21 protein-coding genes are annotated in these 19,273 nt (G+C 62.4%); 6 read left to right on the forward strand and 15 right to left on the reverse strand.

Annotated features, from left to right (window positions below):
• Positions 1-3: 3 nt before the first annotated feature.
• From JOE31_RS07990 to JOE31_RS08045, 12 genes are all read right to left on the reverse strand, one after another.
• Complete coding sequence (locus tag JOE31_RS07990) at positions 4-1,023, reverse strand: pilus assembly protein TadG-related protein (protein WP_209743131.1); 1,020 nt, start codon at positions 1,021-1,023, stop codon at positions 4-6.
• Positions 1,011-1,400, reverse strand: coding sequence for a TadE/TadG family type IV pilus assembly protein (locus JOE31_RS07995; protein WP_209743133.1), 390 nt, complete (start codon positions 1,398-1,400; stop codon positions 1,011-1,013). Before JOE31_RS07995 ends, JOE31_RS07990 begins: the two co-directional genes overlap by 13 nt.
• A 119-nt stretch (positions 1,401-1,519) precedes the next feature.
• Entirely contained in the window at positions 1,520-1,759 is a 240-nt protein-coding gene (locus JOE31_RS08000; RefSeq protein WP_209743135.1) for a Flp family type IVb pilin, read from the reverse strand.
• Positions 1,760-2,172: 413 nt separating this feature from the next.
• Positions 2,173-3,051, reverse strand: coding sequence for a type II secretion system F family protein (locus JOE31_RS08005; RefSeq protein WP_209743137.1), 879 nt, complete (start codon positions 3,049-3,051; stop codon positions 2,173-2,175).
• 12 nt (positions 3,052-3,063) lie between these two features.
• Entirely contained in the window at positions 3,064-4,014 is a 951-nt protein-coding gene (locus JOE31_RS08010) for a type II secretion system F family protein (RefSeq protein WP_209743139.1), read from the reverse strand.
• On the reverse strand, positions 4,011-5,426 hold the full coding sequence (locus JOE31_RS08015; protein WP_209743141.1) for a CpaF family protein: 1,416 nt from the start codon (positions 5,424-5,426) through the stop codon (positions 4,011-4,013). The genes JOE31_RS08010 and JOE31_RS08015 overlap by 4 nt, the downstream gene beginning before the upstream one ends.
• Positions 5,423-6,622 carry an AAA family ATPase gene (locus JOE31_RS08020; RefSeq protein WP_011692762.1) on the reverse strand — a complete coding sequence of 400 codons (1,200 nt, stop codon included), beginning with the start codon at positions 6,620-6,622 and terminating at the stop codon, positions 5,423-5,425. The genes JOE31_RS08015 and JOE31_RS08020 overlap by 4 nt, the downstream gene beginning before the upstream one ends.
• A complete protein-coding gene (locus JOE31_RS08025) occupies positions 6,619-7,389 on the reverse strand; it encodes a Flp pilus assembly protein CpaB (RefSeq protein ID WP_209743143.1) in 771 nt (256 codons plus the stop codon). The genes JOE31_RS08020 and JOE31_RS08025 overlap by 4 nt, the downstream gene beginning before the upstream one ends.
• Before the next feature lie 18 nt (positions 7,390-7,407).
• Positions 7,408-8,436 (reverse strand): pilus assembly protein, encoded by a 1,029-nt coding sequence (locus JOE31_RS08030; protein WP_280872681.1) that lies wholly within the window; start codon positions 8,434-8,436, stop codon positions 7,408-7,410.
• The gene (locus JOE31_RS08035; RefSeq protein WP_209743147.1) at positions 8,424-8,816 is read right to left on the reverse strand and encodes a TadE/TadG family type IV pilus assembly protein; all 393 of its coding nucleotides are present in this window, start codon (positions 8,814-8,816) and stop codon (positions 8,424-8,426) included. Before JOE31_RS08035 ends, JOE31_RS08030 begins: the two co-directional genes overlap by 13 nt.
• Before the next feature lie 87 nt (positions 8,817-8,903).
• On the reverse strand, positions 8,904-9,104 hold the full coding sequence (locus JOE31_RS08040) for a Flp family type IVb pilin (protein WP_209743149.1): 201 nt from the start codon (positions 9,102-9,104) through the stop codon (positions 8,904-8,906).
• 225 nt (positions 9,105-9,329) lie between these two features.
• Entirely contained in the window at positions 9,330-10,013 is a 684-nt protein-coding gene (locus JOE31_RS08045; protein ID WP_245199487.1) for an A24 family peptidase, read from the reverse strand.
• Positions 10,014-10,346: 333 nt separating this feature from the next.
• Between JOE31_RS08045 and rplM the strand changes: the two genes are divergently transcribed.
• From rplM to glmM, 3 genes are all read left to right on the forward strand, one after another.
• Positions 10,347-10,790, forward strand: coding sequence for a 50S ribosomal protein L13 (gene rplM, locus JOE31_RS08050; RefSeq protein ID WP_011692756.1), 444 nt, complete (start codon positions 10,347-10,349; stop codon positions 10,788-10,790).
• Positions 10,791-10,828: 38 nt separating this feature from the next.
• Entirely contained in the window at positions 10,829-11,335 is a 507-nt protein-coding gene (rpsI, locus tag JOE31_RS08055; RefSeq protein ID WP_043482963.1) for a 30S ribosomal protein S9, read from the forward strand.
• 164 nt (positions 11,336-11,499) lie between these two features.
• The gene (gene glmM, locus JOE31_RS08060) at positions 11,500-12,858 is read left to right on the forward strand and encodes a phosphoglucosamine mutase (protein WP_209743153.1); all 1,359 of its coding nucleotides are present in this window, start codon (positions 11,500-11,502) and stop codon (positions 12,856-12,858) included.
• Positions 12,859-12,928: 70 nt separating this feature from the next.
• On the opposite strand, the gene mscL is transcribed toward glmM, so the two are convergent.
• The 3 genes from mscL to coaA form a co-directional block, all read right to left on the reverse strand.
• On the reverse strand, positions 12,929-13,324 hold the full coding sequence (mscL, locus tag JOE31_RS08065) for a large conductance mechanosensitive channel protein MscL (protein WP_209743155.1): 396 nt from the start codon (positions 13,322-13,324) through the stop codon (positions 12,929-12,931).
• A gap of 96 nt (positions 13,325-13,420) precedes the next feature.
• Positions 13,421-14,338, reverse strand: a complete 918-nt coding sequence (locus JOE31_RS08070) for a D-alanyl-D-alanine carboxypeptidase family protein (protein ID WP_374100819.1) — start codon at positions 14,336-14,338, stop codon at positions 13,421-13,423.
• A gap of 5 nt (positions 14,339-14,343) precedes the next feature.
• Positions 14,344-15,318 carry a type I pantothenate kinase gene (gene coaA / locus JOE31_RS08075; protein WP_209748248.1) on the reverse strand — a complete coding sequence of 325 codons (975 nt, stop codon included), beginning with the start codon at positions 15,316-15,318 and terminating at the stop codon, positions 14,344-14,346.
• A 125-nt stretch (positions 15,319-15,443) separates the two neighbouring features.
• Here coaA and glmS point away from each other — a divergent pair, with 125 nt between their 5' ends.
• From glmS to JOE31_RS08090, 3 genes are read left to right on the forward strand one after another with little or no spacing between them, the layout of a single operon-like run.
• Complete coding sequence (glmS, locus tag JOE31_RS08080; RefSeq protein WP_209743157.1) at positions 15,444-17,336, forward strand: glutamine--fructose-6-phosphate transaminase (isomerizing); 1,893 nt, start codon at positions 15,444-15,446, stop codon at positions 17,334-17,336.
• A gap of 5 nt (positions 17,337-17,341) precedes the next feature.
• On the forward strand, positions 17,342-17,689 hold the full coding sequence (locus JOE31_RS08085) for a holo-ACP synthase (protein WP_011692749.1): 348 nt from the start codon (positions 17,342-17,344) through the stop codon (positions 17,687-17,689).
• Positions 17,690-17,746: 57 nt separating this feature from the next.
• A complete protein-coding gene (locus JOE31_RS08090; RefSeq protein ID WP_209743159.1) occupies positions 17,747-19,261 on the forward strand; it encodes an NAD(P)H-hydrate epimerase in 1,515 nt (504 codons plus the stop codon).
• Positions 19,262-19,273: the final 12 nt, after the last annotated feature.

Raw genomic sequence — 19,273 nt, forward strand, 5'->3', positions numbered from 1 at the left:
GAGCTACTTGCTGAGCGCAACGACGGTTGCGCCGTCCGGGTTTATGGGGCCGAGCGTGTAGCCATTGGCCAAGGAAACGTACTTGACGAAGGTTCCGATGATTCCCCGGCAAGGTTCCTTGCACTCAAGACTGGCCGGGACGTCTGGAGCTCGGTTGCGGAAGGTATAGGGAAGCCCTGAGCTGCCGACCTTCCACCCGGCCACCTTGAACGCGGCGAATGTTGTCAGTCCGTAGATAGCGTTGGTTCCGGTTCCGGTCACTGAATTGAAGATCGGCAGCAGCACGATCACGTCCTTGCCGGCGTTCATGTCCGCCGCCCAGCCGTTGAGCCTGGCCTCGCAATTTGGCGGCGCATTGTTGCCGGTATCTCCGCCGGCGGTGCTCTTTGCGATATCGATGAAGGCGCCGCACTGGCCGGGATCCTGCTTGAGGCCCCCGAAGCCGCCCTCTACGAATGCACCCGATGGCCCGTAATTGCAGTCGGGGTTGGCGTTTTTTCCATGCAACTGGAGCAACTGCATGATGTTCGTGGTGTTGCGGACCTGGCAGACTGACACGGTGATCGGAAAGGGAGAGGTCCCCTTTTCGGGGCTGCCCCACACAACTGTTGAAGGGGCATTGACTTCGGCTGAGTTCATGCCGAGCACACGGGCGAAGAAGAGCGAAACTTCGTTGGGAGTTTTGCCGGCTTCCTGCGCGCCGGCTGTGACGGTGACGGTGCGATTGGTCGCACTGAGCGCTATGGATTTGATGTGGCTGAGGCCGTCGTTGGCGTTGCTGTTGGTGAGGGTGGCTGCCAGGGTTGATGTGGGGGAGCAGTCGGGATCGGTGGCGCTCTTCGCACACTTCTGGGCTATGGCAAGGGCAGCTGCGTCCGCACCGTTGCGAAGCTGGGTCCGTTCGGCGTAGAGCATTCCGACGTCTACAGCGATCGCTCCGAAGCCCAGGAGCACCACCAGCAAGATGGCGACCAGCACGCTCACGGCGCCGCGTTCGCCGTCGTGCTTTTCTAGCCGCCGCACAGCATGGCTCCCTTGCCGGTCATGGGGAACGGGCCGGCGATGCCGGTCATGGTGGAGAGGTTGTAGCTGATGGTGATGGTCATGCGGTTACCCGGCGCGCAGCTGGTGGTGCCGGTATCGAGATTCTTGAACTTGATGTCGGTGTCCTTCAGCACGGGCTGAAGGGATACCGCACTATCCTTCGCGGCCTTGTTGGCAGCGGAGACGCTGTTGGAGATGGCCATGACGCGCACACCTTCGCGGGCGGCTGCGGAGAGGGAAGCCTGAACGTTGTAGGCCCGGCTGAACTCCATGATGCCCAGGAGCAGCATGACGAGGACAGGCGCCAGGATCGCAAACTCGACCGCAACGGCTCCGCGCTCGGATGCCCTGGACATGGTGGTGCCTTTCGTTCAGGCCGGTGGGGAGGGTGGTGACAGCCAAAGTGGCGGCGGCTTGGTTGCCGCCGCCACTTCGGGTTGACGTGTCCGGGGGGCGCGTCGGGAGGTGGGAGGAGTTACGGGGCGCAGGTTCCGCCAGCGGCCGTGGTGGTGGTCTGGGCGACATCAGTCCATGTCCCGCCACCAACCTGGCACTTTACTGATTCGAACATAGTGGTCAGCGTTCCACCGAGGAGCGTTACGGCGACGATGATGACCACGGCGATCAGCCCGACCATAATGCCGTATTCGACGGCGGTGGCGCCGGTTTCTTCACGGCGGAGGCGGATGGCGAGGTTGGTGTAGAGAGAAAGCATGGGGACTCCTGAGCGAGTTTTGGGTGGCTGGTCCTGCACCAGCTCTGCCAAAAAAGTAGCAACCACTTTCCCGTTCCTTGACTGATCTTTGAGCATTCTGCGTCAATCCTGCCCAAACTGCGCTTTGCCTGCGTCACGAGTGTTTCTTTCATGCGGAATCGCTGTGACCTGGCGAGGCTGGCACGCAAGAGGACCCCCACGGCGCTGGGTGCCGAGGGGGTCCGGTCTGTGATGAACACCATGCAATTGAATGGAACTAGCCATTTTGGGAAACGAAGGCTCTCTCCCCATGAAGGCCCTGAACGAGCACTCACACGCGCTCAGGGCCTTCTCCCGACCTGAGATCCCGCGACTCGGTCGGGCGGCTCGGGGCGCCAACACCCCAGCTTTTGGGACCCTGGGGTCCAGCCGATCTACGAGAACGCCTCGATGATGTTGATGACGGCGGGCCCCAGAATCACGATGAAGATAACGGGAAAGATGAAGAGCAGTAGCGGGAACAGTACGAGCACTGGAAGTTTCATGGCCTTCTGTTCGGCGCGTTGACGACGTTTGACCCTCATCTCTTTCGCCTGGGCCTTGAGGACCTTCGCAATGGCAATGCCGTAGGCGTCGGCCTGTACCACTGCCCGCACGAAGGTTCTCAGGTCCTGCACATTGCTGCGCTCGGCCAATGCGAGATAGGAATCCTTGCGCGAGCGGCCAACTTGCATGTCCTGTAGCGTCCGGATGAGTTCTTCCGCGAGCGGGCCTTTGCCATTCTGGCCCGCACGGGCCATTGCGGACTCGAAGCCGAGGCCGGCCTCGACCGCGATCAACATCTGATCCAGAGTATTGGGCAGTTCTAGCTGAATCTTCTTCTGACGTTCCTGCCCACGGCTGTAGATGAGAAGGTCGGGAACGAAATACGCTAGTCCAGTTGCGAAGACCGCCAGAAGAATCATCTGTGCACTGCCATCGCGGCTGAGCATGAGCATCATGAGGACCGCCACAACGAGGGCGAGGGCGGGCTTGGCCACCAGCAGCCGCGGTAGCGGCATTGAGGAGGGTCGGCCTGCCAGCGCCAACAAACGGTCGAGCTTGGCTTCGTATCCGGTCGGTGTGAGCCTTCGAGCTATCCGCTCCAAATCCATGTTTTGGGGTGCGGTTGCTGCCCCGCTGGTTTCAAGGCCTTTGCTGAGGTTGCCCTGAATGACGAGTCGGGATCTACGGTCCGCCACAATCAGTGACCAAGCGAGGTACGAGGCAGGTATAACGGTGAGGGCGATGATCCCCCAAGCTATAGGTTGCATTTTGTAATCCCCTTAGAATTTCAGATCGCTGATCTTGCGGATCCACAGACCGCCGATGGTCATCATCACCACGGCAATGCCTAGCATCATCCAGCCGATCGGATGCCCGGTTAGCTGGCCGCTGTATTTGGGATTGGCCAACCCGATGAGGATGAACAGAAGTACTGGTAGCGCCATGAGGATGATTGCGGAAAGCTTTCCTTCTGCACTCAGTGCCTTTACCGTTCCCTTGATCTGGGAGCGCTCACGGATTGTTTCGCCGACTTGGTCAAATACTTCTGCGAGGTCTCCGCCGACCTCCCGGTTGATTTCGATGGCCTGGGCCATCCAGTTGAAGTCCTCGCTCTTCATTCGTAGTGAGACGTCGTTCAATGAGTCCTGTAGGTCACGGCCCAGCCTGGTTTCATTGACCACCCGGGAGAACTCCGTGGCCGTGGGTTCGCTGGCTTCCTGCGCCACTGCATCAATGGCACGAAGAACACTGTGACCAGCCCGAAGACCACCGGACACCATGGTCAAGGTGTCACCGAGTTGCGCCTCAAAGCGTGCGCGTCGGCGCTGCGTCAGGAATGACAGATACATCGCAGCCAAGATCGGAGTAAGGCCAGCGAAGAGCACAGCGAACACCGGTCCTTGGAGGATGAGGCCCACGAAGCCGGCCACCACCGCAGTGGCACCCACCAACACGATGAAGTCTGCGCGGGCTATCTTGAGGCCAGCCTGATCCAGTGTGGCCCGCTCACCCGGGGACTTGTTGCCGCCAGCGAGGACCCGTTCCACTGCACCCACTGTTGAGTCAGTGAATTTAGTCAACGCGGAGTGTTCGGCACCACCGAACGGCCGTCTGCGGCTGAGCGCAACATAGCCGTGTGATGGGCGGAACACCACGAATACAAAAACGAGTACTGCTCCGACCAGGAGCACCATGCCGACAGCGAATATTGCAGGTGTCATTGCAATCATCGCCTTCCAACCGGCATGGGCCGGCCACCAAAGACAGCTGGGGAGATGGCAATTCCCAGATCGGCAAAGTGGTCAACAAAGCGGGGCCGAATCCCTGTCGAAATAGGCTTGCCGAGGAACCTGCCATTGGCATCGACGCCGGCGGCATAGTCGAAGACGAAGGCGTCCTGAAGCGTGACGATTTCGCCTTCCATACCTTGTACCTCAGTGATGTGCGTTACCCGACGAGTGCCGTCACGCAACCTGGAGAGATGAACGATGAGGTTAACAGCCGACGATACTTGCTCCCGGATGGCGCGCAGTGGAAGATCCATGCCAGCCATCAGCACCAACGTCTCCAAGCGCGCAACGGCGTCGCGGGGTGAGTTTGCGTGCACAGTTGAAATCGAGCCGTCGTGACCTGTGTTCATCGCCTGGAGCATGTCCAGACTCTCACCGCCACGAACCTCACCCACAACAATCCGGTCCGGCCGCATGCGGAGGGAGTTCCGAACCAGATCCCTAATAGTGACGGCGCCCTTGCCTTCGATATTGGCAGGGCGGCTTTCCAACCGCACCACATGGCTCTGCTGCAGCTGGAGCTCAACAGCGTCCTCAATTGTGACGATGCGATCATCGGAAGGGATGAAGGATGACAGCACGTTGAGTAGCGTCGTCTTTCCCGTACCTGTACCGCCGGACACGATGATGTTGAGTTTGGCCCGGACACACGCGTTCAGGAGCTCAGCCATTTCCGGTGTCAGTGTTCCGAAGTCGATCAGGTTCTGGACAGTCAGTGGGATCTTGCTGAATTTTCGAATAGTGAGCGAGGATCCATTGACCGCTAGCGGGGGAATGATTGCGTTGACACGGGATCCGTCCTCCAATCGGGCGTCCACTAATGGTGAGGATTCGTCGATCCGGCGTCCAACCTTTGCGACGATCCGCTCGATGACCTTGCGAAGGTGCTCCTCAGAACTGAATCGGCCGTCGGTTAGGATCAGGCGCCCATCACGTTCCACGTAGACCTGATCCGGACGATTCACCATTATTTCTGTGACAGACGGGTCCTCGAGATACCGTTGCAGCGGGCCATAGCCCAGCACGTCGTCTCCCACATCGCGGATGAGGCGACGCCGTTCTTCCGGACTGAGTGGCACCTGCTCCTCGTCGATGACCAGGCTTAGCTCATCGCGGGCAATCTTGCGCAACTCTTCGTCAGTCAGCGATGAGTCGGTTAGCCGCGCGCCAAGCCTCTCAAAAAGGGCTTTCCCAGCGCGTTGTTTTAGACCGGCAAGGGCATCGACCGGGGCTGATCCACCGTTCCCAGCGTTAGCGGACGGTGGTGATTGGGCTTCGTATGGAGGTGGGCTTGAAATGCTGGTAGTAGCAATGCCGCCTCGGGCGGCTTCCAGTCGATCTGCGAGGCTCATGAGATCACCATCCGACGGTGTACTTTCTTCTGTGGTTGTGTGGCCCTCTTGGGGTCGAAGCGCTCCACCAATTTGGCGAAGGCGCGAGCAGCACCGTCATGTGACGAGTCCTGCAGCAAGGGCACACCCTTGTTGGTAGAAAACGGGACTGCCCGTGAGCGCGGAACCACAGTGTCAACGGGGACCCCAATGGTCGCCTCAACATCCTGGACAGTAAGACCACTCCGCCTGTCAGCGAAGTTGAGTACAACGTGCCGGCCCTGCGGTAGCAGCTGGAGCTCCCGTAGTACTTCGAAGCTCGTGTGCAATCCACGGATGCTGGGAATGTCCATACCGCAGACCCACACGGCGTCCGTGGCTTGCTCGAGGGTTGCCAGCACGTGCTCGCCCAGGCCAGGAGTCGTGTCAACAACGACGTACTGGAATTCGGCAGCCATCTGGTTCAGAAGATGGCTGACGGCTTCGCCGCTAATATGGTCGGCCTCGCCGGGCGTATTTGGTGCACATAGGGCATAGATCCCGCTGGGATGAACGGTGAGGAAAGCCTTGAGAACCATTGAATCCTGGAAAGCAGCGCCCCCGACAGCGTCACGGAGAGTGTGCTCGGGCTCCAGTTGGAGCCCGGTTGCGACATCGCCGAATTGAACATCGAGATCAACGATCACGACGCCCATGGGAGCAATCTTGCCCAGCCCAATCGCCAGGTTTGTGGCCACCGTAGTCTTGCCAACACCACCCTTTGGCGACATTACGGCGATGACCCGACCCGCCGGCCGTTCAGGGCCGGCGGCTGCAACTAATCCCCGTCGGCGCCCTGCCGAGGCCAGGCACGCCCGCTCCAGCAAGATGCGCAGTTCAGACACCTCCGCGCTGGGACTGACGATGTCCCGTATGCCGGCCCGCATTGCATTGATGACTTGCTCTGAGGCCATGTCCTCCACGAGCACCAAGCTGATTTCCGGATACTGGAGGTCGAACACCGTGGCCAGCTTGAGGGCCTCGTCGCCCGGAAGTCCCGGGCCTAAGACAAGAACTTCCGGAGGTTCGCCGGAGAGTCGGCCGAAGAGCTCCTGAGGGCCGCCGAGCATCACTGACGGTGGAAGAATCTGCACAGTGCCGTGGAGTGCACCGCGCACCGCCGACTGTACCTTGCGCTGGAAATCCTGCGCGGCGGTGATGACCACGAAGCGGCTCATTGTGCGACCTTCCCCAAGGTCACCAAGCCAGGCTTGGAATCCTTCGACTCGTTGGTCTCCTTAGAGAGCCAGATCTTTCCAAACTCGGCACCAAAAACGATTTCGGCGGCGTCAACGTCTTCACGGGCAAGCGTCACGTAAACAGAACCTGAAGGCAACGCCGGGCCGTCAGCGGAGCTTGCATCCTTGGAGGTCTCCGGGGGAGCCTGCTGAACGCTGGTGACGAGCACCTTGTGGAAAGCCTTCCCGGTAAACTCCTTGAAACCCTTGATGTCATTACTGACCGGTGCGTCCGCGCCAGCTTTGTCGTCCATCTTGTATGAGATGTAAACACCTACGGTGTCCCCTGCAGCCAAGCGGCCACCAATCACGCGCTGCGGTTCCAGCAGCACCGAGATCTCCTCCATGCCGGCCGGAACAGGAACAGTGCCAGGCGCCGCCAAGGCGTTCGGATCAACGAGACGGGCTTTCAGGAGTTGTTCCCCAGGCTGGAGGTCAACTGCGGTGACTTTGTCGGAGAAATCGCTTAGGGACTTCACTGCATCGGCAGGAACAGCAGTCCCTGGAATGGACGTTAGCTTAACGGATTCGGAAAGCTTGGACACCGGGGTGCCCGCCGTAACGGCTTTCTGAACAACAAGAACTTCAACGGGCTCTAAGCCTTGCTGAGCTCGGCTGTCGGCTGCCTGTGCGTAATTGAACATCAGTACAGATCCGACAATTGCCAAGAGCAATGCTGCTAGGCCCCCCAGCAGCCTGGATTTCACGGGATTCTCCTTTGGTTCTTATTTGGTGAGCTCTACGACGGTTCCGCCGTAGGTGGTGGGTCCGCCGACGTCGAATGCTTCGTCGAGTGCTACGTAGCGGACAAATTTGCCGACGATGCCGAGGTCGCTGCTCTTCCAGCCGCCAGCGTCCTTGAACGCCTGTGCTGCCGTTGGCATGTAGTGGAATGGGTCTTGGTTGGCCAGGTCCCAGCCCATGAGATCGATGGCCGCGAAGGCCTTCAGGTGGAACTTGCCGTTCGCGCCTCTCGCGTTGTTGTCGTTGTCAAAGACCGGGAAGAGAGCGATAACTTTCTGCCCTGCGATGAGCTTGTCCTTCCAACCTTGGAGGATAGTGTCGCAACCCTTTTCAGGGTTGTTTCCCGTATTACTGTCAACCCACGGTGATGACAGGTCGACCGTCACGGTGCATGAACCGCCCGTGACGAGCCAGCCAAAACCGCCGGGAATCTCAAGCCCCGAAGCGGTGTTGTGGCAGGTGTCCTTCTTGCCAGCTCCTGTGCCGTGGGAGAGGAGGAATTGTGTAGACCCATCGCCCGCGACACTGAGGTCAACTTCGCATTCGGAAAAAGCAATGGGAAAGACGTTTCCGGATTGGGCGCCGCCCCATTTCGCTTCGGCAACGGCCCCGATGTTAGTGGTGTCAGTGCCGAAGATCCTCGCAAAGAAGGTCGAGAAATGAACACCAGAGGTGTCCTGGGCGTTTGTGGTGACGGTGACCTTTCCGGCCGTTTTGTCCACGACCGTCGAAGCCACATTGGTGAGATTGTCCTTGGCATTGGCGTTGGCAAGAGGACCGGAGAGCGAAGAACCCGTAGCGCAGCCCGGGTTGGCGGTGCTTTTGGCGCAAGTCTGAGCCACGGCAAGGGCTGAAGCATCTGCGCCGTTCTGCACTACGGATTTCTCCGCGTACATTGCGGCGACGTCCACGGCGATTGCTCCAAATCCGAGCAGGGGAACCATCAGGACGGCCACCAGGACGGCCGTGGCGCCGCGTTGCTTCTCGTTGTCATCGACTAACCACCGCATTGCATTGTTCCTTTTCCGGTGAGGACTATGGTTCCAGTGAAGGCGTCGAGGAAGCCGGTGACCGTGGTGAGGGTGTAGCTAGTGGTGGCCGTCACCTGCTTGCCGGCCGAGCAGGCGGTTCCGCCACCGCTGACAGCGAACGTAGTTGTCACAGTGCTCGGTGCCAGCCTGCCGGCTGCATTGCTAGCCGCAGTAGCCGCCGCTCCGGTGTTGTTGTGGATGGCCATATACCGTGCACCCTCCCTTGCAGCCTGATTGAGGGAAAGCTGGGCGTTGAAAGCCAAGGAAAACTCGATGATGCCGATCAATATGAGCAGTAAGACCGGCAGAATTAATGCGAATTCCACTGCGGCTGCACCTTTTTCATTTTTCTTACGCATTTTTCGATCCTCATGTCTCGAAAAGCCAATGGCGGCTCCCAGATGGCCTGGGAGCCGCCATCATGCCGGCGATCTGAAAAGCTGCTCTTAGAGAAGCTTGGGGGCGATGTCCGTGTTGAAGAGAGTCTGCAGATTAGTTCCGACTGCCGTGATACCGGCGATGGCGGCGATGACGATGAGGGCAACCATTAGACCGTATTCAACGGCCGTTGCGCCCTTTTCTTCACCCGTGAGGCGGTTCTTGACGCCGGCGACAAAAGCGATCATGGAGACCAGTGCTGAGTTCATTTTCGTGTTCCTTTTGTGAGTGCTGAATTGGTTTCGAATTTCCAGCTCCCCCCAACTTGGCGTTGCTAGAAGTTTCGATGCACTAAGGAATACAGGAGTAACAAATAGCCCCACAATGAGTGGATGTACTCGTCTTTTTGACACGAGAATCAGTCGTCTACTTGCTGTAACACAACTTAATGGGGGCTCCCCAAGTACGCGACTACTTGGTGTACGCGGAAACGGCTAGCGGGGGAAGACCGTCGGTAAGAGAACCCGCCCGATCTCGGTGCCCCACAGCACTGTCAGGACACAGCCAGCGAACATCGACGGCCCGAAGGGCACTGACGTCTTCCGCCCCGCCAATCCGCCTATAACAAGGAGCACGCTGGTCACAGCGCCCACAACAAAACCAAGAGCAATACCCAGTATCAAGTGCCCCACAGAGAGGTACCCCAAGTACAAACCGAGTGGTGCTGAGAGCTTTACGTCGCCCATCCCCATTCCGCGGGGAGAAATCAGCGCCAAAATTAGATAAAACACGAAAGTTACGGCACATCCGATGGCTGCCACGAGCAGATTTCCCCATCGCTGGTTCATGCCGGCGTCCATAAGCAGCAGCAGGAGGCCGATTCCGAGCGCGGGAACAACAATCCTGTTGGGCAATAGTTTGTGTTGCAGGTCAATTCGCGACAGCACAAGACCAGCTGCACAGAGAAACAGGAAGGCCGGCAGCACCCAGGTCCAGCCGAACCGCCAAGCCATCGCCCCAAACAGCGCTGCTGTGGCGACAGAGCCGGCAACAGCATGCCAGCGGACGTGCCCCAGCTCGATGCCGGGCAGCAACCGCCGCGTGACTGCAAGGGCAGCGGGTGCTGCGGCAAGGCCCAAAAGGGTGCAGGCAGCGACCAACAGAGCAACCGGGGGCATTTCAGTCAACGGGGCACCTAAGCTTGAAGTTGTTCGCGGTCAAAGTCGCCGGACGCGGCATCAGGACCGGCGCAGGCTGGCTACCTAGAGCCTATTTTGACCAGCAGCCTCTGTACCCGCTATTCTTGATAGTCGTTGTGCGTGTCCTTTCTCGATGATGCGTGCCCGCTGAGAATCCGGTTGCAGGATAACTACTCCTCGGGCACATTCGAGACTTCTGGACCACTGGATTCATAGAGCCCTCACCTCTGTTCCGGTAGCGCATAGATAGTAGGTGCACACGCTTACGTGACACCTAAACAAGAACGCCAGAACAAGAACGAGGCAAACACCGTGCGTACGTACACCCCGAAGCCCGGCGATATCAACCGCCAGTGGCACGTCATTGACGCCACCGACGTTGTCCTTGGTCGTCTCGCCAGCCAGACCGCAATCCTGCTGCGCGGCAAGCACAAGGCCACCTTTGCTCCCCACATGGACATGGGCGACTTCGTCATCATCATCAACGCTGAGAAGGTTGCCCTGACCGGCGCCAAGCTCGAGCAGAAGCGCGCTTACCGCCACTCCGGCTACCCGGGCGGCCTGACCTCCGTCAACTATGCGGAGCTGCTGGAATCCAACCCGGTCCGCGCCGTGGAGAAGGCCATCAAGGGCATGCTCCCGAAGAACTCCCTCGCTGCACAGCAGCTGGGCAAGCTGAAGGTTTACCGCGGTGCAGAGCACCCGCACGCCGCCCAGCAGCCCAAGACTTTCGAAATTTCCCAGGTCGCCCAGTAGTCCTGGCCACCAAACAACTTATCTATACAAGGAGAACCGTGGCTCAGAACGAAGAGACCACCGAAGCCGTTGAGGCAGAGGAAACCCTGACCAGCTACACCTCGGAAAGCGGAGCTGCTGAAGCTGCTGCGCCGAAGAAGGAGCGCCCGGCACTGACCGTTGCCGGCGCAGCTGTTGGCCGCCGCAAGGAAGCCGTTGCACGCGTTCGCGTTGTGCCGGGCTCCGGCAAGTGGATCATCAACGGCCGCGAGCTGGCGAACTACTTCCCGAACAAGCTGCACCAGCAGGACGTCAACGAGCCCTTCAAGATCCTCGATCTTGACGGCGCCTACGACGTCATTGCCCGCATCCACGGCGGTGGCCCTTCCGGCCAGGCCGGTGCGCTGCGTCTCGGAATCGCCCGTTCACTGAACGAGATCGACGTCGAGAACAACCGCGCCACGCTGAAGAAGGCCGGTTACCTCACTCGTGACGCACGCGTCATCGAGCGCAAGAAGGCCGGTCTCAAGAAGGCCCGCAAGGCTCAGCAGTACTCCAAGCGCTAAATCCGCTTACCGGAAGCCCGTCCCGACACTCGTCGGTACGGGCTTCCGCCGTTTAAGCCCCGCTGCGTGCAAAAGGTGCTGCGGCCGGTAGGGAATACTGGCAGCCCGCGTCACGGCGCGGGCCGACGCCAGCCTTGGCAGCTCAATCGTCTAAACTTGACCCGATGTCTAGATTATTTGGAACAGATGGTGTCCGGGGCCTGGCTAACGGCCTGCTCACAGCAGAGCTGGCGATGCAGTTGGCGCAAGCGGCCGCCGTCGTGCTCGGCCACGAACGCACGGCCGACGGCACCAGGCCGCGCGCCGTGGTGGCCCGCGATCCGCGGGCCAGCGGCGAGTTTATCTCTGCCGCCGTCGCGGCAGGACTCTCCAGCTCCGGTATCGACGTTTACGACGCCGGTGTCCTCCCGACCCCTGCCGCTGCTTACTTGGTGGCCGACCTTAACGCCGACTTCGGCGTCATGATCTCGGCCTCCCACAACCCAGCCCCGGATAACGGCATCAAATTCTTTGCCAAGGGCGGCCAGAAGCTGCCAGACGAGGTGGAAGACGCCATCGAGGCGCAGATGGGCAAAGATCCGTTCCGGCCCACCGGTAGCGACGTAGGCCGCATTCAGACCTTCTCGGACGCCGAGGACCGCTACATCGTCCACTTGCTGGGGACGCTGCCGCACCGCCTCGACGGGCTGAAGGTGGTCCTCGACTGCGCCCACGGTGCTGCCAGCGGCTGTTCACCGCAGCTCTTCAACGATGCCGGCGCCGAGATCGTGGTCATCGGCGCGGAGCCCGACGGCCTGAACATCAACGACGGCGTGGGCTCGACCCACCTCGGCGCTCTCCAAAGGGCCGTAGTGGAGCACGGCGCCGACCTGGGCATTGCCCACGACGGCGACGCCGACCGGTGCCTTGCCATCGACCATGAAGGCAACGAGGTGGACGGTGACCAGATCATGGCCATCCTCGCCCTGGCGCTGAAGGAATCCGGGAAGCTCAAGGACAACGTCCTGGTGGCCACCGTCATGAGCAACCTCGGGCTGAAGATCGCCCTCCGCAACGCCGGGATCAGCATCCGGGAGACCGCGGTGGGGGACCGCTATGTTCTCGAGGAAATGCGCGACGGCGGCTACAACCTCGGCGGCGAGCAGTCCGGCCACGTGATTTTCGCAGACCACGCCACCACGGGCGACGGCCTCCTGACCGGCCTGCAGCTGGCCGCACAGGTGGCCCTCACCGGCAAGTCGTTGAAAGAACTCGCCACGGTGATGACCAAGCTTCCACAGCTGATGATCAACGTCAAGAACGTGGACAAGGCCCGGGCCGGCACCGATGAGGGTGTGCTGGCCGCTGTCGCTGAAGCTTCCGCGGAACTCGGCGAGACCGGCCGGGTGCTTCTGCGCCCATCCGGAACCGAAGCCCTGGTCCGGGTGATGGTGGAGGCGGCCGACATGCCCACCGCCGAACGCATCTGCAAGCACCTTGCTGCCGTGGTGGAGGAACGCCTGGCGGTCGCGCCGGCGGTCTAACTCAAGGCGCCCACAAACAAAAAATGGTCCGCCCCATCCGGAGGCGGACCATTTTGTTGTCTTCAGGAACCTAAGCCCGCGTGTTGCCGCTCCGGAGTGAGTCGCGGATTTCGGTGAGCAGTGCGATCTGGGGGTCCTCGGCGGCTTCTTCCTTGACCTCGGTACCAATTCCGAGCCGGCGGTTGCGGCGTTCGATCATGTGGTTCATCGGCAGGACGACCACGAAGTAGATGGAAGCGCCCACAAGCAGGAAAGAAATGAGGGAGGAGATGACGGAGCCGTACATGAACCCCTCCCACTGCATCTCTTCGATGCCCTTGGCGTTGAAGAGGCGGCCGATCAGCGGGGTCAGCAGACCTTCAACGATTGAGGTCACGACGGCGCCGAAAGCCGCACCCATGACCACGGCCACGGCAAGGTCTACGACGTTGCCCTTCATAATGAAATTCTTGAATCCGGTCAACATGGGACCCAGACTAGCGCGGCCCTGTGAACACGATGTGACGGCAGGGTAATTTCGCGGAGGTGTGTCGCCGGTCACCCGGACCGAGGCGCGGCCGTACTAGTACCCTGGCGCCGCTTCCAGTCCGAAGTACTCCTCCAGCGTCGCAACGCCCTTGGCTGACATGTCCGTTGCCGCCTCCACGCCGATGTACCGCAGATGCCAGGACTCGTAGTAGTAACCCGTGACCTCGTGGAACATCCACGGATACCGCACCACGAAACCAAAGCGGTGCCCGTTGGCCTTGGCCCACACCGCCGCCGGCTGTTCGGCGAAACACGGCTGGAAGCTGCACGCCCCGCCGCCGTCGCCGATGTCGAAGGCCCAGCCGGTCTGGTGTTCCGAGAAGCCCGGCCTGGCCGAGGCCGTGTCAGCTTCTGCCTGTCCGCGGGACGCTACATAGCTGTTGTACGTGGCCACCTGCGTACCGTACGAACGGTAGCCGCTCGCCAGGGTCATGGTGACGCCGTCCCGCGCTGCCGCGGCAAACATCTGCTCAGCAGCGGCGGCCGTCGTGCTGTTCAACTGGGCGGCCTCGCCCGAAACTGCCAGTGAGATGTTGGGCTGGACGAGGTCCGCCGGGACGTAATCGGCGGGGGAGAGCGGCCGGTGCTTGTTGACTACCAGCCAGGGGCTGGCTGGATCCGTCAGTGAATGCTGTTGGCCCAGCCCGGCCGCCGGCGAAGCGGGTGTCGGTGCGGAGGTTGGAGGCGGCGTGCCCGGTTCAGTGACAGCGGGGGACGTCGGCTGCCCCGCTGTAGACGGCGCCGCCGTCTGTGAGGCGGAGGCGGACGTTGCAGACGGGGAGGACGACGACGACGGCGGCCGGGTTCCGGCGTCGGGCGTGCAGGCTGCCAGTGCGGTCAGTCCTGCGCCGGCGGCCAGGAACCTTGCGACAGACCGCCTGCTCGGCACCGCGCCCGCTTTGGCACCCGCGGTGGCAGGCCCGGCGGCAGCAGTGGAACAGTTGTGGCACACGTGTGCTAGACCTTCCGCAGCAGCATGCGGCGGATGGAATGGTCTGCTTCCTTGGTGAGCACCAGCTGCGCCCGGCCTCGCGTGGGGAGCACGTTTTCCTCGAGGTTGGGCTCGTTGATGCGCTTCCAGATTTCGCGGGCGGTGCTTTCGGCTTCCTCGTCGGACAGCGTGGCATAGCGGTGGAAGTAGGACTCGGGCTGGGCAAAGGCGGTGGTGCGCAGCTTGCGGAACCGGTCGACGTACCATTCCTCGATGTAGGAGGTCTTCGCGTCCACATAGATGGAGAAGTCGAAGAAATCGCTCAGTGCCAGCCCCTGCTTGCCGTCGTGGCGGGGACGGGCGGGGGCCAGGACGTTCAGGCCCTCAACGATCAGCACGTCGGGCCTGCGGACCACCACTTCCTTGCCGGGCACGATGTCGTACGTGACGTGGGAGTACCAGGGCGCCCGGACCTCTTCCGCGCCGCCCTTGATCTCACTCACAAAGCGGAGGAGCGCGCGGCGGTCGTACGACTCCGGAAACCCCTTGCGTTCCAGGAGGTGCCGGCGCTTGAGCTCGGCCAGGGGATACAGGAAACCGTCGGTGGTGATGAGTTCCACGTTGGGCGTGCCGGGCCAGCGGCGGAGCATCTCGCGGAGCACGCGGGCGATGGTGGACTTGCCCACCGCCACCGAACCGGCCACGCCGATCACAAAGGGCGTGCGCTGCGTCTGTTCGCCGAGGAACGTGGTGGTGGCTGCGTGCAGCTGGCCCGCCGCCTCCACATAGAGATGAAGCAGCCGGGAGAGCGGCAAATAGACTTCGCGGACTTCCTTCATGTCCAGCGGATCACCGAGCCCTCTGAGACGGACCACGTCCTCTTCGTTCAGAGGCTGTTCCATCTGGGCTGCGAGCCGGGACCAGGTCTGCCTGTCCAGCTCCACGAACGGGGAGACACCCTCTCCATTCGCTTCGTTGCGTTGCAAAGTCACGTTAGAGATTCTGCCCTCCGCGACGCTGAGAGCGAAATGGAGGCCGTCGCATCCGCTGTAACGGGGCACGGCGGCAGCCGCGCGGCGGTTGCAACGAACGTCAGCGGGCCGCTCCGCCATATAAGCTTGGCTCTATGTGTGGAATCGTAGGATACGTAGGCCATTCGTCAGGCCGGGTAAATGTTGGCCATAGCGCGTTGGACGTTGTCCTTGAGGGACTCCGCCGTCTGGAGTACCGGGGGTATGACTCGGCGGGTGTTGCTGTGGTGGCGGACGGAACCATTTCGTCGCGGAAGAAGTCCGGGAAGCTGAGCAACCTGCTCGCCGAGCTGGAAGCGTCCCCGCTGCCGGATTCGGTGACCGGGATCGGGCATACCCGCTGGGCCACGCACGGCGGGCCCACGGATGAGAATGCGCACCCGCACCTGTCCGACGGCGGGAAGCTGGCCCTGATCCACAACGGCATCATTGAAAACTTCGCTGAGCTGAAGCTGGAGCTGCTGGAGAAGGGCACTGTGTTCGCGTCCGAGACGGACACCGAGGTGGCCGCGGCGCTGTTGGGCGACATTTTCCGGAACGAGCTGAACGGCGAGGCTTCCAAGGGCGGGCTGACCAAGGCCATGCAGCTTGCCTGCCAGCGCCTTGAAGGCGCGTTCACGCTGCTGGCCGTGCATGCGGACCAGCCCGACGTCGTTGTCGCCGCCCGCCGCAACTCCCCGCTCGTGGTGGGCCTGGGGGAAGGCGAGAACTTCCTCGGCTCGGACGTTTCCGGCTTTATCGATTACACGCGCCGGGCCGTGGAGCTGGGCCAGGACCAGATCGTGACCATCACCGCGGACAGCGTGGAGATCACCGACTTTTACGGGGCCCCGGCCGAGGGCAAGGAATATCACGTGGACTGGGATCCGGCGTCGGCGGAGAAGGGCGGCTACCCGTCCTTCATGGAGAAGGAAATCCACGACCAGCCGGACGCCGTGGCCAAGACCCTGCTGGGCCGCTACGACCTGGACGGCAAGCTCACGCTCGATGAAATGCGCATCGACCCCGAGCACTTGAAGAACATCACCAAAATCATCGTGCTCGCCTGCGGCACGTCCGCCTATGCCGGGCAGGTGGCCAAGTACGCCATTGAGCACTGGTGCCGGATCGCCACGGAGGTGGAGCTCTCCCACGAGTTCCGTTACCGCGACCCGATCGTGGACGAGAACACCCTGGTGGTGTCCATCTCCCAGTCCGGCGAGACCATGGACACCCTGATGGCCGTCCGGTACGCCAAGGAACAGGGCGCCAAGACCCTCTCCATCTGCAACACCAACGGGTCCACCATCCCGCGCGAATCCGACGCCGTGCTCTACACGCACGCCGGCCCGGAAATCGCCGTCGCCTCAACGAAGGCGTTCCTGGCGCAGATCGCTGCCGCCTACCTGCTGGGCCTGTATTTGGCACAGCTGCGCGGCAACAAGTTCCAGGGCGAGATCAAGGACATCCTGGCCGATCTCGGCAAGATCCCGGCCAAGATCCAGGAGATCCTGGACCACGAGGGCGAGATCAAGGAGCTTGCCCGCTCCATGGCCGGCGCCAAGTCGGTGCTGTTCCTGGGCCGCCATGTCGGGTTCCCCGTTGCCATGGAGGGCGCGCTCAAGCTCAAGGAACTGGCCTACATCCACGCCGAAGGCTTCGCCGCCGGCGAGCTGAAGCACGGCCCGATCGCGCTGATCGAGGAAGGCCAGCCGGTGTTCGTGGTGGTCCCCTCTCCGCGCGGTAGGGACTCGCTGCACGCCAAGGTTGTCTCCAACATCCAGGAGGTCCGGGCCCGCGGCGCGAAGACCATCGTGATCGCCGAAGAGGGTGACGAGGCCGTGAAGGCGTACGCCGAGCACGTCTTCTACATCCCCGAAACGCCCACGCTCCTGGCGCCGCTACTGGCCACCGTGCCGCTGCAGATCTTCGCCCTCGAACTCGCCACCGCCAAGGGATACGACGTGGACCAGCCACGCAACCTGGCCAAGAGCGTGACCGTAGAATAAGCCGCATGATTGTTGGCATTGGCGTAGACGTCGTAGACATTGAACGGTTCGGCAGGCAGCTGGAACGGACCCCCGGGCTCCGGGACCGGCTGTTCGTCCCGGCCGAGCGTGAGCTGAACACGCGCTCCCTGGCCGCGCGCTTTGCGGCCAAGGAAGCCGTGGCCAAGGTCCTGGGCGCTCCCGCCGGGATGAACTGGCAGGACTGCTGGATCGGATTGGACCAGAACGGCCCCACCATCCAGGTCAAGGGCACCGTGCTGGCCGTCGCCGAGTCCAAGGGCGTCAAGCGCTGGCACTTGTCGATGAGCCACGACGGCGGAATCGCGACAGCGACCGTCCTCGCAGAAGGGTAAGCGCGCACTCTCGACCTGACGGCCCGCAGCGGACCCAGCACCGATTGGACTGAACCAATGATCAGCGCCTACACCGGCACCCAGATTCGTGAGGCCGAAAGACCCCTTCTTCTTGCCGGGGCGGGCGCTGTCCTCATGCAGCGGGCCGCCTACGGTCTGGCCAACGCCGTTATCCGTGAACTCGTTGCCCGGGGGATCCGTCCCTACGGGGCCGGCGTGGCGGTTCTTGCCGGCAAGGGCAACAACGGGGGGGACGGGCTCTTCGCCGCCGCCTTCCTGGCAGCCCGCGGAATGCGTACGACGGCGGTGCTCACCGCCGGCGAGGCCCACCCGGACGGACTGGCCGCCTTTGAACGGGCCGGCGGGCGCGCCCGGACCCTCACCGACCACAACGCCGGTGAGCTGGCAGCGGCAGCCGCCAGTGCCGACGTCGTGATAGACGCGGTGCTGGGGACCGGAGCCCAAGGCGGGCTCCGCGGCGCAACGGCCTCCCTCGTCGGGAAGCTGCGCGCCGCCGCGCACGGGTTTGTGGTGGCTTGCGACATTCCCAGCGGCGTGGACGCCGACACGGGCGTGGCCTATGACCCGGTCCTTCCGGCCGACCTCACCGTGACGTTCGGGGGAGCGAAAGCCGGACTGCTCGCAGATCCCGGCGCTGACCATGCCGGGCGCGTCCTGGTCATCCCCATCGGCATTGAAACGGAATTGCCGTCGCCGGTGCTGCGGCGCCTGGAATCCGCTGACTTTGCCAGGCTGCTGCCCCCGCCGACCCGCCGCTCCCACAAATACACCCGGGGCGTCCTGGGCGTTGTGGCGGGATCGCATCAGTATCCGGGTGCTGCCGTCCTCGCCTGCCTCGGTGCCCTCGCGGCGGGCGCCGGGATGGTCCGGTACCTCGGGCCGCCCGAGCCGACCCGTCTGGTGCGCCAGGCCTGCCCGGAAGTGGTGTGCGGGCCGGACAACGTGGCTGACGCGCACGTCCAGGCGTGGCTGGTCGGTTCAGGGATCGCCGACGGTGACGACGAACAGCTGCAGCGGGTGCGCGACGCCGTGGAGACGGGACTGCCAGTGGCCGCCGACGCCGGTGCGCTGCCTGCCCTCCCCGATGCCTTGCCTCCGCACGTGGTGCTGACACCGCACGGCGGCGAGCTGGCGCATGTCCTGCAGCGCTACGGGATCGACCTGGGGCGGCAGGGAGTTGACGGTGCCACCCTCGACGCCGTGCGCCAGGCGGCTGAAAGGACCGGGGCCACCGTCCTGCTCAAGGGCGCCACCACGTTGGTGGCCGCGCCGTACGGCCCGGTCTTCAGCCAGGCTGAAGCCACGCCGTGGATGGCCACTGCCGGAAGCGGTGATGTCCTGGCCGGGGTACTCGGGTCCCTGCTGGCCCAGCATTCGGATGACGAGGAAAGATTTGGGGCGTGCGGGATCTCCGCGGACCAGCGCTGGGCGGCCATCGGCGCCATCGCGGCAAGCCTGCACGGCCGTGCAGGGACCCTCGCCTCCGCCGGCGGCCCGGTGACTGCCGGTTCGATTGCCCATTTCGTGCCCGAGGTGATGCGCACTTTGTAATGATTCAGCGAA

Origin of the sequence: Arthrobacter sp. PvP023, assembly GCF_017832975.1 — a bacterium.
Classification (GTDB): domain Bacteria; phylum Actinomycetota; class Actinomycetes; order Actinomycetales; family Micrococcaceae; genus Arthrobacter.

What these genes read in the sequence shown, in the direction of transcription:
- JOE31_RS08010 (WP_209743139.1), bottom strand. Translation starts at nt 4,014, where the DNA reads ATGATTGCAATGACACCTGCAATATTCGCTGTCGGCATGGTGCTCCTG.
- JOE31_RS08015 (WP_209743141.1), bottom strand. Translation starts at nt 5,426, where the DNA reads ATGAGCCTCGCAGATCGACTGGAAGCCGCCCGAGGCGGCATTGCTACT.
- JOE31_RS08005 (WP_209743137.1), bottom strand. Translation starts at nt 3,051, where the DNA reads ATGCAACCTATAGCTTGGGGGATCATCGCCCTCACCGTTATACCTGCC.
- JOE31_RS08020 (WP_011692762.1), bottom strand. Translation starts at nt 6,622, where the DNA reads ATGAGCCGCTTCGTGGTCATCACCGCCGCGCAGGATTTCCAGCGCAAG.
- JOE31_RS08000 (WP_209743135.1), bottom strand. Translation starts at nt 1,759, where the DNA reads ATGCTTTCTCTCTACACCAACCTCGCCATCCGCCTCCGCCGTGAAGAA.
- glmM (WP_209743153.1), top strand. Translation starts at nt 11,500, where the DNA reads ATGTCTAGATTATTTGGAACAGATGGTGTCCGGGGCCTGGCTAACGGC.
- JOE31_RS08035 (WP_209743147.1), bottom strand. Translation starts at nt 8,816, where the DNA reads ATGCGTAAGAAAAATGAAAAAGGTGCAGCCGCAGTGGAATTCGCATTA.
- JOE31_RS08045 (WP_245199487.1), bottom strand. Translation starts at nt 10,013, where the DNA reads ATGCCCCCGGTTGCTCTGTTGGTCGCTGCCTGCACCCTTTTGGGCCTT.
- glmS (WP_209743157.1), top strand. Translation starts at nt 15,444, where the DNA reads ATGTGTGGAATCGTAGGATACGTAGGCCATTCGTCAGGCCGGGTAAAT.
- mscL (WP_209743155.1), bottom strand. Translation starts at nt 13,324, where the DNA reads ATGTTGACCGGATTCAAGAATTTCATTATGAAGGGCAACGTCGTAGAC.
- JOE31_RS08030 (WP_280872681.1), bottom strand. Translation starts at nt 8,436, where the DNA reads ATGCGGTGGTTAGTCGATGACAACGAGAAGCAACGCGGCGCCACGGCC.
- JOE31_RS08085 (WP_011692749.1), top strand. Translation starts at nt 17,342, where the DNA reads ATGATTGTTGGCATTGGCGTAGACGTCGTAGACATTGAACGGTTCGGC.
- JOE31_RS08040 (WP_209743149.1), bottom strand. Translation starts at nt 9,104, where the DNA reads ATGAACTCAGCACTGGTCTCCATGATCGCTTTTGTCGCCGGCGTCAAG.
- JOE31_RS08090 (WP_209743159.1), top strand. Translation starts at nt 17,747, where the DNA reads ATGATCAGCGCCTACACCGGCACCCAGATTCGTGAGGCCGAAAGACCC.
- JOE31_RS07995 (WP_209743133.1), bottom strand. Translation starts at nt 1,400, where the DNA reads ATGTCCAGGGCATCCGAGCGCGGAGCCGTTGCGGTCGAGTTTGCGATC.